The organism is Vibrio sp. MM46, assembly GCF_027587135.1.
GTDB lineage: Bacteria > Pseudomonadota > Gammaproteobacteria > Enterobacterales > Vibrionaceae > Vibrio > Vibrio harveyi.
Genome location: NZ_JAPPTO010000009.1, coordinates 99,844 through 117,565, shown reverse-complemented (window position 1 = coordinate 117,565; position 17,722 = coordinate 99,844). Strand labels below are relative to the sequence as shown.

General features: G+C 43.4%; 17 protein-coding genes. 3 read left to right on the top strand and 14 right to left on the bottom strand.

What is annotated here, in order from left to right; genetic code table 11:
- The first annotated feature begins 211 nt into the window (after positions 1-211).
- Positions 212-526, top strand: coding sequence for a hypothetical protein (locus OH459_RS12170; protein WP_005451803.1), 315 nt, complete (start codon positions 212-214; stop codon positions 524-526).
- A 1,032-nt stretch (positions 527-1,558) separates the two neighbouring features.
- Here OH459_RS12170 and OH459_RS12165 read toward each other — a convergent pair.
- The 9 genes from OH459_RS12165 to OH459_RS12125 all read right to left on the bottom strand — a co-directional run bounded on the left by OH459_RS12165 (position 1,559) and on the right by OH459_RS12125 (position 10,189).
- Positions 1,559-1,714, bottom strand: coding sequence for a YoaH family protein (locus tag OH459_RS12165; RefSeq protein WP_005446846.1), 156 nt, complete (start codon positions 1,712-1,714; stop codon positions 1,559-1,561).
- A 42-nt stretch (positions 1,715-1,756) separates the two neighbouring features.
- Positions 1,757-2,884 (bottom strand): conjugal transfer protein TraF, encoded by a 1,128-nt coding sequence (locus OH459_RS12160; RefSeq protein WP_005446848.1) that lies wholly within the window; start codon positions 2,882-2,884, stop codon positions 1,757-1,759.
- 59 nt (positions 2,885-2,943) lie between these two features.
- Positions 2,944-3,825 carry a DUF2861 family protein gene (locus tag OH459_RS12155; protein WP_005446850.1) on the bottom strand — a complete coding sequence of 294 codons (882 nt, stop codon included), beginning with the start codon at positions 3,823-3,825 and terminating at the stop codon, positions 2,944-2,946.
- A gap of 8 nt (positions 3,826-3,833) precedes the next feature.
- Positions 3,834-4,496 (bottom strand): response regulator transcription factor VxrB, encoded by a 663-nt coding sequence (gene vxrB / locus OH459_RS12150; RefSeq protein WP_005446851.1) that lies wholly within the window; start codon positions 4,494-4,496, stop codon positions 3,834-3,836.
- Positions 4,471-5,892 carry a sensor histidine kinase VxrA gene (gene vxrA, locus OH459_RS12145; protein WP_301182665.1) on the bottom strand — a complete coding sequence of 474 codons (1,422 nt, stop codon included), beginning with the start codon at positions 5,890-5,892 and terminating at the stop codon, positions 4,471-4,473. The genes vxrB and vxrA overlap by 26 nt, the downstream gene beginning before the upstream one ends.
- A 188-nt stretch (positions 5,893-6,080) precedes the next feature.
- The gene (gene pntB, locus OH459_RS12140; RefSeq protein WP_005446861.1) at positions 6,081-7,475 is read right to left on the bottom strand and encodes a Re/Si-specific NAD(P)(+) transhydrogenase subunit beta; all 1,395 of its coding nucleotides are present in this window, start codon (positions 7,473-7,475) and stop codon (positions 6,081-6,083) included.
- A gap of 12 nt (positions 7,476-7,487) precedes the next feature.
- Positions 7,488-9,044: a Re/Si-specific NAD(P)(+) transhydrogenase subunit alpha gene (locus tag OH459_RS12135; RefSeq protein WP_009696668.1), complete on the bottom strand. Its 1,557-nt coding sequence runs from the start codon at positions 9,042-9,044 to the stop codon at positions 7,488-7,490.
- A gap of 435 nt (positions 9,045-9,479) precedes the next feature.
- Positions 9,480-9,761 (bottom strand): HlyU family transcriptional regulator, encoded by a 282-nt coding sequence (locus OH459_RS12130; protein ID WP_005446863.1) that lies wholly within the window; start codon positions 9,759-9,761, stop codon positions 9,480-9,482.
- A gap of 59 nt (positions 9,762-9,820) precedes the next feature.
- Positions 9,821-10,189, bottom strand: a complete 369-nt coding sequence (locus OH459_RS12125) for a late competence development ComFB family protein (RefSeq protein ID WP_005446871.1) — start codon at positions 10,187-10,189, stop codon at positions 9,821-9,823.
- Between the two features lie 254 nt (positions 10,190-10,443).
- On the opposite strand from OH459_RS12125, the gene OH459_RS12120 reads away from it, so the two are divergent.
- Positions 10,444-11,688 (top strand): GGDEF domain-containing protein, encoded by a 1,245-nt coding sequence (locus OH459_RS12120; RefSeq protein ID WP_005446873.1) that lies wholly within the window; start codon positions 10,444-10,446, stop codon positions 11,686-11,688.
- Between the two features lie 25 nt (positions 11,689-11,713).
- Here the strand turns inward: OH459_RS12120 and OH459_RS12115 are convergent, their stop codons facing one another.
- The 3 genes from OH459_RS12115 to OH459_RS12105 all read right to left on the bottom strand — a co-directional run bounded on the left by OH459_RS12115 (position 11,714) and on the right by OH459_RS12105 (position 15,180).
- Positions 11,714-12,688: a Solitary outer membrane autotransporter beta-barrel domain gene (locus tag OH459_RS12115; RefSeq protein ID WP_050938536.1), complete on the bottom strand. Its 975-nt coding sequence runs from the start codon at positions 12,686-12,688 to the stop codon at positions 11,714-11,716.
- 540 nt (positions 12,689-13,228) lie between these two features.
- Complete coding sequence (locus OH459_RS12110) at positions 13,229-14,206, bottom strand: Solitary outer membrane autotransporter beta-barrel domain (RefSeq protein ID WP_269986959.1); 978 nt, start codon at positions 14,204-14,206, stop codon at positions 13,229-13,231.
- Positions 14,207-14,220: 14 nt separating this feature from the next.
- Positions 14,221-15,180, bottom strand: coding sequence for a diguanylate cyclase (locus OH459_RS12105; RefSeq protein WP_005446879.1), 960 nt, complete (start codon positions 15,178-15,180; stop codon positions 14,221-14,223).
- 244 nt (positions 15,181-15,424) lie between these two features.
- Between OH459_RS12105 and OH459_RS12100 the strand changes: the two genes are divergently transcribed.
- Entirely contained in the window at positions 15,425-15,862 is a 438-nt protein-coding gene (locus OH459_RS12100; protein WP_005446880.1) for a DUF3069 domain-containing protein, read from the top strand.
- A 63-nt stretch (positions 15,863-15,925) separates the two neighbouring features.
- On the opposite strand, the gene modC is transcribed toward OH459_RS12100, so the two are convergent.
- Together modC and modB are read right to left on the bottom strand one after the other, a co-directional pair.
- A complete protein-coding gene (gene modC / locus OH459_RS12095; protein WP_269986958.1) occupies positions 15,926-17,032 on the bottom strand; it encodes a molybdenum ABC transporter ATP-binding protein ModC in 1,107 nt (368 codons plus the stop codon).
- On the bottom strand, positions 17,029-17,718 hold the full coding sequence (gene modB / locus OH459_RS12090) for a molybdate ABC transporter permease subunit (protein WP_005446883.1): 690 nt from the start codon (positions 17,716-17,718) through the stop codon (positions 17,029-17,031). The genes modC and modB overlap by 4 nt, the downstream gene beginning before the upstream one ends.
- Positions 17,719-17,722 lie beyond the last annotated feature (4 nt).

Genomic DNA, 17,722 nt, shown 5'->3' with positions numbered 1-17,722 from the left:
TTGTTGGAATCCTCTTTGACACTGAGCGAAAAGACTAAGCAACCAATTGAAGCTGACTCCCTACCCATCTAACGCACTGTTAACAAAGGTACGTTTAGGATTACTGCTCCTTACTATTCCTTACATACATCAATAAGTCTCTCCTATATATTCTTTCGCAGCTCTAAATAAAACAATATAAATAAGACAAGACAGGTAGGAGAACCATCGTATGGTTATTTTCACAGCGGATTCGCTAGCATTGATGCTGGATTTATTAAAACAGGCAGATTTCAAAACCAACCATTTCTATTTTAACAATGGTCATCAGCAAGATCAGGTTGTTGGGTTAGACATCCAATATGAGGACTTTGAATGCAATGGCTCTTTTCAGCGCTTAGAGACCCGTTATCGCTTAAAGCTAACTAATGGTGAACGAGTTGAATTTTGGTTCAACCGTGGTCAAATGAAGATCAACACGATTAAAGCATCACAACCAATGACTGACATTGGTACCCCAACTCAAATTTCGCAATACAACTTCTAACTTTCTCTCTGCTTCATGCAAAAAAGCCGAACCCCATCGCCAAGGGTTCGGCTTTTTAATAGGCTTCTCACTGATCATTGGTACGTAAAACTTAACTTTCTTGAAGCCTGTCTAGGTCAATAGACATGACAAAGGTAGCGAGTCGATTGCCAGTATGTAAATCATCATTAGTGTAGGTCTGAAGCTCGTCGCAAGGTTTAAGTTTTTGGCTTAATGTTTGTACATGATGCTTAGACGGGTAATACATTCCTTTCTCGAAATAATGTAATTCAAACTTCTTAGTCTCGTTTCTTCCTGGTTCTTTTTTTCACTGCTCCGTGTGACCATTTAGAGATGGTAGTAGCCTACTACGGCGATTTGAACGAGAACGTGAATCTACACTTGGCTCTGTTCCAGTCTTTCGCTGTGACGCGGTAACTACTTAGTAAAACGCTTACCCCTCCATAGACACGCATAGATGTAACTTGAAGATCATTTACATTGATTCTACTGCTTTAGATTTTATTTCTTCATACCCCTAATCCGATTGTTTTTTGATGTCGCCTTATTTCAAGGCGGGAATTTGTGTCTCGACCAAATTTTGTTCGCAAGCGCCTACTGTTCTCTAATCGACCGGTATTCAAAAGCTAATCTCTGCAAATTTGTTGTGACGCTGTCTCTTTTAGATTTTTACAGCATAAATCACTACCCAAATTATTCACAAATAATTGGTCTGTAATTAAATTACACAATGGTTGTTTGGTATTGTTCGTCGTGGGGAATTATTCTTTCGTAACTCATTGAAATACAAACTATTTGCTTTATTTTTATGTAATTGCTATACATTTACCCCAACCTGGGCGCGTGATGGTTAATATAAATTAGTAAAATTTTACCAACTCATTACTCTAGTGGTAACAGTTGTTTTGCGCTTGTTTTTAGTGACGTGGTAACGTCTAATCTTAATTGATTGGCGGGACTATTGCTGCGGGAGGATTTGATTTTCGATAGATACAAAAAAGCAGGGTCATTGCCCTGCTCTTTGGAATTTTCTTAGCTTTGTTGCTTTGCTGCGTATTCGGCTCGAATCTGCTCTGCAACAATCTTGATTGCTTCTGCTGTGCTCGTCCCTTTCGTCATCAATTCTTGGATGCGCTCAACAGCTTGTTGTTGTTCTTCGTGGGACAGAGGTGGTAAATCGTCAAACATAAAAAAGCTCCTCATTGTGAGGAGCTGACTATAACGATTCACTTAGTAGGTCGCAAGGAAATTAATTGAAGCCCCCATTGCGTCTTCGTTAGTGTACTGTGCGGCGATATCTACTTCGATTAGATTTAACGGTGACAGTCCGATACCTGCAGTAATTGTGCCTTCGTCATCTGAACGCGCTAGGTTTTTCATGTAACCGCCACGCAGAGCTAGTTGACGCAGTACATCGATTTCGAAACCGGCACGAATCATTTGAGTGTTGTCATCGAACGTAGAGAACTTTTTCTCTTCATTCAAATCGTAGTCAACGCTGAAGCTAAAGTAGTCCGCTACGTAGCCTGCACCCACAGTGTAAAGCGGACGCATGCTGTACTCATATGAATTGATGTTGTAATTATTCCCGCCCTGAGTGAACGTAAACGCTTTTGTTTTCACATCACGACCAATCAAGTTTTTAGCTGAAATACCTAATCGGTAAGGACCGAAGAACCACAATGCACCGGCATCTAGGTTAAACATGGTTTCTGCGGTTTCATTTTCGCGAAGATCTTTGGTATCGAAAGACGCAAAACTTGTAGCGTATGAGTAAGTGTATATACGCTGCAGTTTTGGAGTTATACCAAAGGACAAGTGTTGATTCATGAAGTTAGCGTATTTCGCTAAAGAGATCCCCGCCTCTGCTACACCGATTGAAACGCCTCGAACATAGTTTTTGTCGATGTCCGTAACGTCGTTAACTTCCGGTTGAACAAAGGATTCTGTGTAGAGCTTTCCGTAAGCGGTCGCAGATAGGAATTTGTTAGGGATACCAACAGCAACAACACCACCGATATCGAAATCCATTTTTTGACCGTTGATGCCATTCAGACCTTTTGCGATCTCTGCTGGATCTGTGAGTTTGCCGATTCTTTCGATTTCATCAATCAGACCGTTTTGGTCGTTATAATTGATACCGAAACTTGGCACGATCATGCCTGCATCATCGTTACGACGATAGATTGCGGTCAGTGCTGGGTTAAAGAATGGCGCGGTTAGGTAAGAGGCAGATACAGTGCCCACTCCACCCATCGCATCACTGCGTGCTTCAATTGCGTAAGTTGCAGCAGAAGCAGCGCCGGAGAACAGCGCTGCAGTCATGGTGGTGGCTAAAATTTTGAATTGTGTCTTCATACTACACTTGTGTTTTCGTTCTTCCTGAACTTATATCGGCACAAATGTAATTTCTTTAGCTATTCTTCGAGAGAAACATCATAGGTTCGGCTAATAGTTTGAGCTTGCTCAACAATAATGTCACCTTGCCAACGACGACTGTTGATACTTACAGCTAAAACATAGCGATCATTTGGTATTCCCTCTAACTCTAATGAGTTTGGATAGTTCGACTCATACGTTTTTTTCCACACTTGTTCATACTGGCCTTCAACGTAATCGTAAAGTCCGACTTCAAGTTGTGGTAGAGGACAATGTGGGTTGCGTAGCGCGCTCTTTTCTACTTTCCAATTTTCTTTGGAGGTCCAACGAACATATTGTGAAGAATTTGAATCACCTAATATGACCCAAGTTCTGTAAGTGCGTTTGTCTTTTGTCGTCACAGATAGGTGGTATAAGCCAGCGTCTAGTTTACCCGTAAGGTTATAGCGCTTGAGGAAGTTACGTTCGTTGGCTAATTCCGTCCCTTGTTGTGGCTCTTCGTAGTTAAAAGAACTATCCGCCGAGATTGAGCTATCAACCCAACGACGAAAAGAAATGTCATCGATGTCGGTTGTTGCACGTAGCTTAACGACTAAGCGATAGGTATCACGCCCGGGGCTTTGTATGGTTTGCCGGATAACGTTAATCCCGCTTATCCACTCCGGTAGAGTCACTCCCGTTAAAGATTTTCCACAGTCTTTTGATAGTGATTGAGCGAGCAAGTCATTAAGGTGTGGTCTTAGTTCTTTATTAGGTTCACTTTGCCAAAGTTCGACAAGAGAGTTGAACATGCCACCGAGGTCATCTTCTAAAAGATGTTGGTGTGCTTGTGTCAGCGGTGTGTTGGATTGAAACCAGTCCGTTGCATGGACTGGTTTCACTAACAGTAATGATAGAACTACAGGAAGTAGTGTTTTCATTCTTGTTCTTACGCTTTCATCTTGTAACCAACGCCACGAAGCGTTTCGATTTCAAGACCTGGTAACTTCTGGCGAAGCTGCAGTACGTGTGTGTCTACAGTACGTGTGGTTGGGAAATGGTTGTAACCCCATACATGGTCAAGTAGCTCATCACGAGTAAAGACACGACCTAGGTTTGATGCTAAGAACAATAACAAGTCAAACTCGGTACGAGTCAAAGTGATCATCTCCCCTTTGAAAACGACTTCGCGTGTTGCACGGTCGATTTCTAGGTCTTTAGTCATGACTTTATCGGCATTACCTTGTTCTGCTGAATCTGGTGCACGCAACTGTGCACGAATACGTGCAAATAGCTCCGCTTCAGCAAACGGTTTTGTTAAGTAATCGTTCGCGCCAGAGTCAAGACCCGCAACTTTATCTTTAACTGTCACCAGTGCAGTCAGCAGAATAACTGGGACATCTTTAATTTTTTTCCATTCAGGAAGTGATTGTACCGAATCACCATCAGGCAGTTGGCGATCGAGAATGACTAAGTCAGCCTTTTTCCATTGTGGCTCAACGTCTGAAATACGCTCCACATGTAAACACTCATATCCTGCTTGTTCCAGGCTTACTAACAGGCCGTCAGCCAAGTTTTTATCGTCCTCAACGAGAAGCAGTGTCTGTTTCACAAGGTATCTCCAATATAAAGGTTGTAGGTGGTCCCATTAGGGACATTTTTCCGCCCATGCGGCCTACCATTGATTCAACTATTGTTAATCCAAGCCCTAGTCCGCTCTTACTAACAAACGGTTTTCTTAGGTTTGCCCAATCTTTTGCAGTCAAGCTGCCGGCATCTATGACTTGGATAATGATTTTTTCTGCACTGGTTTCAACACGAAGTTCTACCGGTGCTTCGCCATACTTCAATGCGTTACGCAGCAAGTTATCGATACAGGTCCCGAGCCAATACACGTTAACTTTAGCAGCTACATCTTCATTAATTTTGAAAAGTACAGCGTTATCAAATTCTTCTTCAATCTTATATTCTAGCCATTCTGCAACGGATGGAACCCAGTCTGTTGCAAGCATTTGGTTATCAGATTGCAAATAATCTTTACTTGCTTCTGCTAACTGGCGTAATCGGCGCGTATCTTCACACAATCGACGGAATTCATCGTAGACACTTTCCGGAAGGTGTTCAAACTCTCGACGAAACCCTTCTACAGTTAGCGACAATGATGCGATCGGCGTTCTCAGTTCGTGCGTTAAAATTTGCAGAACCAACATGCGGCTGCGCATTTCTTCACGTTTGCTATTCCAACGATATACCGCCCAACCGATCACCAACAAAATGTTGGCGATGACGAGGATGATCATACTGATCCGCAACACTTGCGAGTGATCTTCCACATCCCAACAAATGTTGCCACGTTTTACGAAGCAGCTTCGGCTTTCTGATGCTAAACCGTAAGACAGACCGGCGTTTGCAACGTTCTCCTGCCATACGTTTTTAGCGAATACAAAATAATGGTCGCCACGGCGAAGCCACAGTTCTTTGCCTTCAATGAACATACTTGCGCCAGCGATGAGTGCATTAATTGCATCATCATCCATGTTTTGCAGGCTAGAAAGCAGTTCATCCCCTTCATCATTACTTCTCTCTTTGATATGCATGTACTGAGCAAGTTTGTTACGTAGCTCAGGATACTTTTCCGCATAACGCGCTGCGTATGTACCACCACCTGGGTGGATCAGACCGCTTCGAGAAAACCAACGTGGTGTAAGTTGCGTCCCTTTACATATGGCACGCGTAAACACCAAAGGTTCAGTAATTAAAGGGCTTAACGGTAATTTTCCGCGACATGTGTTCGCCAAACGGTACAACTGCTGGATGTCTTTCAGCGGGTAATCTGCGGTTTGTGGCAGCATTGAATCCGGAGAAAGCAACTTAGTTGGGTAGTTAGATTGCAGTATGCGTATATCATACGATTTAAGAGCCACTTCATAATTAAATAGCTCTGTAAATGTATCTATTCGTTCTGGTAATGAATCTGCAAATGCGGGTGCCGAAAAAAGTGGCAGCATTAGAGCAGAACGGAGCAAAAACTGTTTAATCAAACTGTTACCGTTACTTGTTATATTAGCCAGAACTATACATCAATAAACAAGCAAATGACATTAGACGGCTTAAGGATTTGCAGTACTATAACATTGAAAGAGCACAAAAAAAGGCCAGCGAATGCTGACCTTGATTAGTTTTAAAGCAACTTATTTTAAAGTGCTTTGAAAATCGCCTCGACACTTTCTTTCGCATCACCGAATAGCATTGAGGTGTTTTCTTTAAAGAACAATGGGTTCTGAACACCTGCATAGCCAGTATTCATTGAACGCTTGAATACGACTACGTTTTGCGCGTTCCAAACTTCCAATACAGGCATACCTGCAATTGGGCTATTTGGATCTTCTAGTGCTGCTGGGTTAACTGTATCGTTCGCGCCGATAACAAGAACCGTATCTGTTTCTGGGAAGTCATCGTTGATCTCGTCCATTTCTAGCACGATATCGTAAGGAACTTTAGCTTCCGCTAGCAGTACGTTCATGTGGCCAGGTAGGCGACCCGCTACTGGGTGAATACCAAAGCGAACTTCGATTCCTTGAGCGCGTAGCGTTTCAGTAATCTCGTGAACAGGGTATTGCGCTTGAGCTACTGCCATACCGTACCCCGGAGTGATGATCACTGATTTTGAGTTCTTCAGCATTTCTGCAACTTCTTCAGCAGACGTTTCACGATGCTCGCCCTGCTCTTCATCACTGGAAATCACAACTTCTTGACCAAAGCCGCCTGCAATTACACTCACGAATGAGCGGTTCATTGCTTTACACATGATGTAAGACAGGATAGCGCCTGAAGAACCAACCAGTGCACCAGTCACGATCAGAAGATCGTTTGCTAGCATGAAACCAGCCGCTGCTGCTGCCCAACCTGAGTATGAGTTCAGCATTGAAACGACTACTGGCATATCTGCACCACCGATTGATGCAACCAAATGGTAGCCGAATGCAAACGCTATCAGCGTCATGATGATCAATGCGAACATGCTGCCGTCGGCTTTTACGAAGTAAATCATAAGAAGCGTAGAAACGACGATCGCCGCAAGGTTCATTTTGTGCTTGTGAGGCAAGTTAAGTGGCGATGATGAGATGATGCCACGCAGTTTACCAAACGCTACGATAGAACCAGTAAAGGTCACAGCACCGATGAATACACCAAGGAATACTTCAACAAGGTGAATCACATGTTCAGCGTGCATACCAGCGAGGTCAGTTGAAACTGGTGCTGGTGGCTCTAAGTAGCTGTTAAAGCCAACAAGTACTGCTGCCATACCTACAAAGCTGTGTAGAATCGCAACTAGTTCTGGCATTTCAGTCATTTCTACTTTCTTCGCGTAGTGGATACCGATACCACCACCGATCACCATTGCAATAATGATCCACGCAAAACCTTCCGCATTTGGGCTGAAGATCGTCGCGATAAGCGCGATCGCCATACCCGCAATACCGTAGTAGTTACCGTTTCTTGCCGATTCTTGTTTAGAAAGTCCCGCGAGACTCAAGATGAAAAATAGCGCAGCAATGATGTATGCCGCTTGTACTAATCCTGCAGACATTGGTTACTCCTATTATTTATCTTTGCGGAACATTTCAAGCATACGTTTGGTCACGGTAAAGCCACCAAAGATGTTAATGCTTGCAATGAGAACAGCAATGAATGATAGGAAGGTAACAACGCCATTACCCTGACCGATTTGTAGCAGTGCACCTACTACGATAATGCCCGAAATCGCGTTCGTTACAGACATTAGAGGAGTATGCAGAGCATGTGTTACGTTCCACACTACGTAGTAACCTACCACACACGCCAACACAAACACGGTGAAGTGAGACAGGAAAGCTGCTGGAGCAACAGATGCTACCCACGCAAACGCACCAACGCCTACTGCCAGTGCACCAAACTTCTTAACTGGAGACGTTGGTTCTTCAACTTTAGGTTGTGGCTTAACAGGTTCTTGTGGTTTAGCTTGTGGCTGCGCAGACACCTGAATCGGTGGTGCAGGCCAAGTAACCTCGCCTTCTTTCACTACAGTGACACCGCGAAGAACAACATCTTCAAAATCAATGTTGATGTTGCCATCTTTCTCTTTGCACAGCAGCTTTAGAAGGTTTACAAGGTTGGTCGCGTATAGCTGAGAAGATTGCGTTGGCAGTCGACCTACCATATCGGTGTAACCAACGATTTTCACGCCGTTAGCCGTTGTGATGACTTGATCTTTTACAGTGTATTCACAGTTACCGCCGTTTGCTGCGGCAAGGTCAACGATAACGCTACCAGCTTTCATACTATCCACCATCTCTTTGGTGATTAGCGTCGGAGCCGGTCTACCCGGTATTAGTGCGGTGGTGATGATGATATCAACGTCTTTAGCTTGCTCTGCGTACAGCTCAGCCGCTTTTTTGTTGAACTCATCTGACATTTCTTTCGCGTAGCCGTCGCCTGAGCCCGAGTCTTCTTTGAAGTCTACAGTCAGGAACTCTGCACCCATCGATTCAACTTGCTCTTTTACTTCAGGACGAACATCAAAAGAGCGAACGATAGCACCAAGACTACCAGCAGCGCCGATCGCCGCAAGACCCGCAACACCAGCACCTGCAACCAACACTTTCGCTGGTGGAACTTTACCTGCTGCCGTAATTTGACCAGTAAAGAATCGACCAAACTCATGTGCAGCTTCAACCACGGCACGATAGCCGGCAATATTAGCCATAGAAGAAAGTGCGTCTAATGCTTGCGCACGAGAGATACGAGGAACGGCGTCCATTGCCAGAACGTTAATGTTCTTGCTAGAAAGTTGTTCCATTAACTCTGCATTTTGAGCAGGCCAGATGAAGCTTACTAGTGTTGCGCCATCTTGTAGTAATGCGATTTCGTCGATGCCTTTCTCTTCATCCACGAGCGGCGCATTGACTTTAAGGATTAAGCCTGATGTCCATACTTCTTCACTAGATACAATTTTCGCCCCTGCGGCTTCATAAGCTGCATCGTCGAAACTGGCTAGCACCCCCGCTTGAGATTCGATAGCGACATCGAACCCCAACTTAATTAACTGCTCAACCGACTTTGGTGATGCAGCTACTCGCGATTCACCTGCGAGTATTTCTCTAGGTACACCGATTTGCAAAACGCATACTCCTTGTATACATATCAATAATTAGTCCCAAAACAGAGCGTAGCTCTACTCTAATTCTTTTTTATTTCTATCTGTTTACGACGCAAGATAAATGCAAACGAATGATGGTGTTTGGGGTCACCCACTTGCATAGTCACATCTTGACTAACAGCCCTGTTATTATTCTGTTTTTATCTAACGTCAATCGTGACTTCAAGTGTTTTGTAATAAAAATACTAAATTTCATTACATATAACGCCACGGAATGAATAATTCTCCACTTCGCGCTGAAAAATAACAACGATTAGCATGACTAAGCAGAGGTCTAACCAGACACACTCTAACTGCTTATTTAACAGATATTTAAGCCTAAAAAAGAAAGAGAGCCATCAGCATATACACTAATGGCTCTCTTTAAGATGATTCGTATCAAGTTGCAGTGAATTCTTAATCGAAGATCTTTTCACCCATTTGGTCAATAAACATCTGCGATTTTTTGAGCATCAGTTCATTGGCGTCTTGCTCTGAACCCAATAAATCCGAACGGATAAAACGATGTGACTTCACTTCGCCATCAAAGTCTTTTTCGATACGTCCAGCAATACGGTACTGACCGCCTTCTGAAAGGCTTTCTTGATAGATTAGGTACCCTTTGTACTCAACTGGTTCAACCGTTTTTACTTCAGCAGCTTTTTCACTGCCACCGAACAAGCGTGAAAAGAATCCCACGGTTCCTCCTTGGGGATGCCCACTATCTGTACCTTCTCTTAGATACTAATGAACATCGATTATTTTATGTTGACGTTGAGGATCGGTTTTTCGAACCAATCCAGTTCTTTGTCTTCATCATAACTGGTATGGGACAAAATTACAGGCACATCATTGTTACGATTTTTGCGTCTGTCTTCTAGGATCATTGCCGCTGCATTTTGGACTGCGATATCAACACTTTGCTTAAACTGAGCCAGCTTTCGCTCAGGAAGTGCAGAAAGAAAATCGATGTCGTGTCGAATATAAACCGGTTTTAACTGTATAAGCGCGAGACAGGCAATATCGGCGAGCTGCTCATTGTCAAACTCATCGATATACTGCTCTGAAGCAAGCACCTGTCCTACCAAAGTTTCCATGTAATTGTGTACGTCTGAACTGATCTGCATCGATTTTCTCCTTTGTTCAACACTTTGAAAGTATAGCACCCACAAGTTACATGCAACTTGTTGATTGCTCTTAATTTAATCAACCTCTCTCTTTTTGTAAGCATTGACTGTAAAATGCTTGGAAATTTCCTAAATACACGTATTCTTGTTAGTTTTGAAAGCATGTGAATTTATACTGTTCACACACGGTATTAATTGAATGCTTAATGTAACTCATTAGATATATTCAACTATTTGAAGGTAATTTGTAGTAGATGGCTTCATCTTTAATGACCTCCCCAGGCTTTAGGTTTCTATTCCCAATTTTGTTATTGGGTATGGTCAGCGTGGGTATGGATAGCATTATTCAGATGACTCAGTCGAACTGGGGAATCGCTGCAAACTTGCCGTATATTTTGCTCGGCTGTGCACTACTAATGTGTTACTCGTTCAAGCAAGGTCGCGAGTCCATGGTGTGTATCGCGATGCTCCTCGCTTATTTTGTGATTCAGCACCGCTTACAGGTACCACTTCAAACTGGCACAGCTCTTTTAGAGCTTACCATCCTCGCAAGTTTGCTTCCTGTGTCTTTCTTAGCTGTTTTTCTCTTCAATAAAGAAGGCTTCGATTCACGAGCAACCCTAACGTACATGTTGATGTTGATCCTGTTTGTGTTTTGGTCTTACGTAACATTGACGTATTACGTCGAAGGCGGCTTTGAACAGTGGACTAATGGTATCTTGTTTATCGTACCGAGTATCTCCAAGCTTCCTTTGGTCTTGGTGCTTTACTGCATTGGCATTGTTTGTTTTCTTGGAATCTTAGTGCTTAAGAAGAACAAGATCATCCATGCAATGACCTATTCTGCAATGGTTCTGGCATCAGCAACGTTTATTTTCTTCGATGTTCAATACATATCTAGCACCATGTTCACGCTAACTGGATTGTTGATCATCATCTACTCAACATCAGCAAGTCATCAGCTGGCATTTACTGACAGCCTGACGCTCATCCCAAGCCGCCGCGCATTAGATTTAGACTTAAAACATATGGGGCGAAAGTTCACCATTGCGATGCTCGATGTGGATCATTTTAAGAAATTCAATGACACCTATGGGCATGATACTGGTGATGATGTATTGAAGATGGTGGCTTCTCGCCTAATGAAAACCCAGGGCGGCGCCAAGGTATACCGCTTTGGTGGAGAAGAGTTCACGATCGTTTTCAAAGGCAAGTACACCGAAGATTGCGAAACGCATGTGGAAGAAGTTCGCGAACTGATTGCACAATATGAAATGATTCTACGCGATCAAGACAACCGTCCTGAAGATAACAAACAAGGTCGTAAAAAACGTGGTAATGCCGTTCCGAAGAAGAAAACCGTGTCAGTAACGGCAAGTTTTGGTGTGGCAGACAGCCGCAGTGCTCGCAATCCTGCTGATGTTATTAAGTTAGCGGATGACGCCTTGTACAAGGCGAAAAAAGCAGGCAGAAACTGCGTTAGGTTCTGCCACGCTTAATCCGTATTACATCAATGTACGGACATTATGCTTGGTTGAAGAAAAGCACCAAGCTTCCCCCCTTGAATGCACTACCATAGTTCAGGCTCATCCCCACACCGATGTTAACGACAAACGGAATTTTGACTGGAGGAGTCATCAACCAGCCCATACTTGCTTCGTAGTAGTGGTCTGTGTTTAACGGCTTTTTCGTGTCTCCACCAATGTCTACACGATTAAAACTGGTATAAAACGATTGGACCATATTTTGCCAAATAGCCAACCGATGGAAGACTTTCACGCCATTGACCCAGTACCAACCTTCGGGATTAATAGCATCATCTCCCTTCCCCAGATTGATGCCAAAACCATTGAAATAGTGCGGTGAGGACCAAAAGTACCACTGTCCAAAATGACCGTAAGGGCTGTATTTTACAGTCGCGTTAAGTTCACCAACCATAGCTACAGAGCTCGTGTTGACATAAACGCCATCAATCTGGTCTCTATAGTCTTCTAATGTATCACTCCGGTACGCATAATTATTTTGGTAATACATGACGTGTGTACCTGCCGCCGCGCTTAACGTTACATTTCGGTTGAGATACGCTTCCTGTTCGACTTCTAAGTAGCCACCAAAAGTCAACTCATCCATTTCGTCGGGTGTACTCGACTCAAATGCGGATATTTTTTGTTGAGCAGACAGTAGATACCCCCTTCCATTTACCTTAGTTTGATAAGGAGAGTAACGATAATGGTTAACGGGAACACTGAATGGTAAAGACATCACAGAGACTTTTTTTCGTAAATCGACGGATTCACTATCACCCAACAATTCATCATCAAGGTTAAGGAACTCATTAGGGTCGAAGTTTGAAAATCCAAACGTGAAAACGTCGCTGTCAGAAAGCACAATGCTGGATGCAAAGTTATAATCGAACTCTTTTTGAAGTTGTTTTTGAACCGTACTGGAATAAGAAGAAGTAGAGGCGAAAACCATCGCCAGACAAGCCAACTTACGCATAACTCTTATGTGTTTGCTATCGCCGTTCCATGACTTGGTTTATGTGCTTATGTTCCTATTAAGCAAAATGGGGCGCGATTTTGGCTTGGAGAAGAAATAAATGCAAATGTTTTCTTTATGCCTTGGAGCGGTTGCGTTTTCAAGCAGTTTTATGCTGGTTTATTAAGCAGTATTTGTTTGGAAGGCTAAACGACACACTCCTTGCCTCGCCTAAAATAATTTTGACTATACCCAAGTGACTTCAAGATGCAGGATTCAGAGCGTTGTCATTGATTCGAGAGCAAGGAAAGCAACGCAGTGTAATAGCCAGCTCTTTCCAAGTTGTTTGACGCAGCAATCGGGTCAATGACACGCTCCCAAAGGGCGAGCTGCCTTGGCTTGTATACTTTGTTGTCGATTCTTGATTTAGACCCACTAAACCTTTAAATCGCCGCCGCGTCTACAAACCAAGTCAGTCTCGCTGAACCTAGCATCTCGAGGTTACTTGGGTATAGGCGTCCCTCATCCGAACAAAATTCAACCGCGAGAGATAGACTGACTCTACTCTTGATTAAAGAACAAAACCAAACTGCCGCCTTTGAGTGCGCTGCCGTAGTTGATCGTCAGACCTAGTCCGACATTGTCAATCCAATCGGATTTGAATGGCGGTGTCATCAACCAGCCGACGCTTGCTTCATAATAGTGTGAAGTATTCATCGGTTTACTGGTATCGCCACCTACGTCTACTCGATTGAAGCTTGTATAAACAGACTGAACCGTGCGACCTACCTTAGTAAAATCATAGAAAAGCTTTACGCCATTGACCCAGTACCAGCCCTCAGGGTTACCCACATCGCCATTATTACCTTCGCCCCAGCCTGCACCGTAAAAATAATGCGGCGAAGACCAAACGTACCATTTCCCCCACTTTTCATTTTCTAAGTATTTGAGCTCAGCATTAACTTCACCAACCAATGCCCACGCATCGGTATTGAGGTAAATGCCTTCTAGATAGGGCTTCAAGTTATCGAGAGCATCGCTACGGTAATCATAGTCGTTGCGATAATACATAAAATGGGCACCTGCTGCGGTGCTTAGCGTGAGGTGTTCAGAGAGAGTGTCTTGACGTTGGAGTTCATTGTACGCGCCAAGAATCAATTCTTTGTTTCGGTCAGGTCTTTTATCATCGTTTACCGTGACATCTTGATCAATACTGAGAGCGTACAACCTGCCTTTTAAGTTGTATCGAGCCTTCGTTTGTTCTTTGTCAGTCAGTGAAAGGTGATAAGGTAGCGTCGAAATTGCGACCTGTTTTCTCAAATCAATCGAATCTTGGGTACCAATATCCTCATTGTCGATATTTAGGTATTTGTTTGGGTCAAAATCGTGAAATCCTAACGTAAACACATCACTATCGGATAAGACGATGCCAATTGCGAAATTACGCTCAAACTCTTTTTGTAAGGTTTGCTGTACTTGCGCTGAATTTGCAAAAGTAACAGTCGAAATAAGTGACAATGTCACTGGTGTGTATCTCATTCTATCGTATTGATTTAACTTGCATTTACTACAGTATACGTATTGCGACCTAGCGACTTTGATGTGTAAAGTGCTCTATCTGCAGTCGCATATAATTCAGCGACATTATCCTTACCTGTTGGCTGAAATGCAAACACACCCTGTGACACTGTCACTCTATTTGCAACGCTAGAGTATGCATGTGGGTAATCTAAGAAGTACATCGCTTCTTGGATTCGCTCCGCCTCTCTTTCTGCGGTCTGGGCGTCTGTACTGTTCAGTAAAATGACAAACTCTTCACCGCCGTAACGACCTACATATTCTCCTGAACGGCAGAATGTCGCTTTGAGTTGGTTTGCGATTGCTTGTAAGCATCGATCCCCTTCTATATGACCGTAGTTGTCATTAAATGGCTTAAAGAAGTCTACATCGAGAAGAATTAACGCCATCGGCATATGATGGCGACCATGCCACGCGATCATGGTTTCAAGTTTATGATCGATATAGCGTCGATTATACAACTTTGTTAAACCATCTTCGTTCGCCTGTTGCTGCAGACGTGAATTCATTTCTTCAAGTTGCGCTGTTGCTTGCTTCAATTCACGACGCATGTGGGCAATACGCTGCATTGCCATAAGTTTGGAATTGAGCACCAATTTGTCGACCGGCTTTATCAAATAGTCATCACCACCCGCCTCTATCGCTTTCGCGATCATTTCTGGCTCTTCATGACTACTTAAGAAGATAATAGGAATCCAATCCGGGAAGGTTTCTCTGATATGAAGCGACACTTCGAAGCCATTCATGTCGGGCATCGCAATGTCGAGCAATACGAGCTCTGGGTCGAAGCTTTCATAGGTATTGAGTGCTTCCAGCCCGCTTCCAACGGCTTTAACTATATGACCTTGTTGTTTTAATCGGATAGCCAACTGCATTCGGTCTAGTTGAACATCATCAACTAACAGAATGCGCATCGATGTCCCTGTCGGTTGCATAGCGCGTTCCATTCTTTTATCAGTCTTTATTAAACATATATCATACTCACAGACTTGTTGCATTACGCGACAAATTTAGTGCTATATTTTTTTGTTGAACGGTCACGTAATCAAATAGTTCTTATGGTAGCTATTTGATGCATTTGGTATTAATATTCCCGCCTTTTGTAACGAGAGCCACTGTAATCTGGTTACACTATGCACTAAAAGTAATGTGCGCACTTATGTACTAACAGGACTTACCATGTCAGAAGCAACTAACAACGAAAGTAAAAAAATCGATCTAGAAACTATTTCTCCAGAACTGCGCAAAGTTATCGAGTTTGACGAAGTTCCTGAGCAAATGTTCGAGATGGTTACCTCTATCCATGAAGTGTCTGAAGAAGCTGTTCGTGCATCTTGGGATGAAATGCCAGCGAGTGCACAAAACATTCTGGACAACTTCGAGCAATTCCACGCTCTAGTATCTGTTGGTCAAGCTTTTGCTGGCCTAAATGTAATGGAAGAATTCCCGACACTAAATCTGCCAGAAAACATGACAGATGAAGACAAAGAAGACTACCGTGCTCAACTGCTAGACAATGTTCTACACAACTGCGTGAAAGACATGGTTAAGCAACTTAAGAAAGCACGTCGCGATCCTCTTCTTAAACGTGAATTCAAAGAAGTATTCGTGAAGTAATTCCGAAACTCTTCAAAATAAAGGCCGCAGATGCGGCCTTTTGTGTATTTGAGGTTCTGGTAATCAGTGATGAGCTAACGCAATATCTCGTTGTGTAACACTTACGCCTTTTATCTGAGCGTAGACGGCATCGCCGACTTTTAGGTTCAAATCGTCCAATGCCCATGGCGTAATCGTTGCCCACAAATGGCACTCTTCATCTAGTTTGAGCGAAACGGTAATACTTTGCTTGTCTTCACCTGTATTCAGCTCTTCTATGGAAGCAACTGTTGCGGCTAAGACGTTACGAATAGAGGTGCCAACAGGCTTCTCTAATGCAATAGAAACATCGTTCGCACGTACTTGAAGACGAATTGGCGTATTAGGTTCACCATCCACCTTTTGAACCCACAAACAAGCACATGGCGCGAGTTTTACACACGTCAATGCGTATTTCTCGTGATGCGTTGCGATCTTTCCTTCAAACAAGCTACTGTGGTCCGAGAATGACTGCCAAGGACGCATGGTATGAGAAGCCCACACATCTTCTAACTTGCCAGACGTCATGATTCGCCCCTTGTCTAGAATCGACAGGTGCTGCGCTAAACGTAAGATTTCTTGCAAGCTATGCGTAACGTATACGATTGGAATATTGACTTGCTCAGACAGCTCTTCCAAAAATGGCATTACTTCACGCTTACGCGGCATATCTAGAGACGCCAAAGGTTCATCCATCAAAAGTAGATTAGGCTTGGAAAGAAGCGCTCTTGCAATAGCGACACGTTGCTTTTCACCACCGGATAAAGAGATTGGAAAGCGTTTCAGTAGCGGCTTAATAGCGAGCAGTTCTGTCACCTTATCAAAATAATCTTCATCTTTTTCCACGACACCGTAGAGTAAATTGCCTTTCACGGAGTAATGCGGGAATAAACGCGAGTCTTGGAAGACATAACCGATTCTGCGTTTATGCGTGGGTAAATTAATGCCAACATCGCTATCGAAAAGAACATGTTCCCCAATGGACACTTTGCCTTGTTGGGGTGTGACCAATCCGCTAATCACATTGATTAACGTTGTTTTTCCTGCTCCTGAGCGACCAAATAAGGCACTTATTCCGTTACCCGGTAATGTCAGGTCAATGTCAAAGTCAGTTTCGCCAAGTAATTGTTTAAATTGAATTTTGATAGTCATCGCTTAGCTCCCAGACGTGAAGCCGCTTTACGATTTAACCATTCAGAGATCATTAAGGTCGACAGTGCTAAAGCAATGGAAATAACGCACAAACGAGCAGCTTCTATCTCTGCTCCTGGCGTTTCTATGAAGTTGTACATCGCCAAAGGAATGGTTTGGGTTTCGCCTGGTATGTTAGAAACAAAGCTGATTGTGGCACCAAATTCACCAAGGCTACGGGCAAAAGACAACATCGTTCCGGTAATAATTCCAGGAATGGTTAAAGGCAATGTGATCGTAAAAAACACCTTCAAAGGTGATGCGCCTAACGTCGATGCGGCATGCTCAAGTTTCGGGTCAACATTATCTAAACTCAGACGGACGGAACGCACCATCAAAGGTAGAGCTACAACAACACAAGCAACCACCGCTCCCTTCCAGTTGAAGCTGAATACCAAACCAAAATGTTCATATAGCCAATTCCCCAAAAAGCCTTGACGGCCAAGCGAGATCAGCAATAGATAACCAATTACCACTGGCGGTAAAACCAATGGCAGATGGATCAAGCTGTCTAGAATAGACTTCCCGATAAACTCTTTTCGTGAAAGTAACCAAGCAAGAGCAATTCCCAAAGGAATCAACCATAGGACAGCATATGCTCCAACTTTAAGGCTCAGTATTAAGGCTTGGTATTCAAGTTCTGTCACTCTA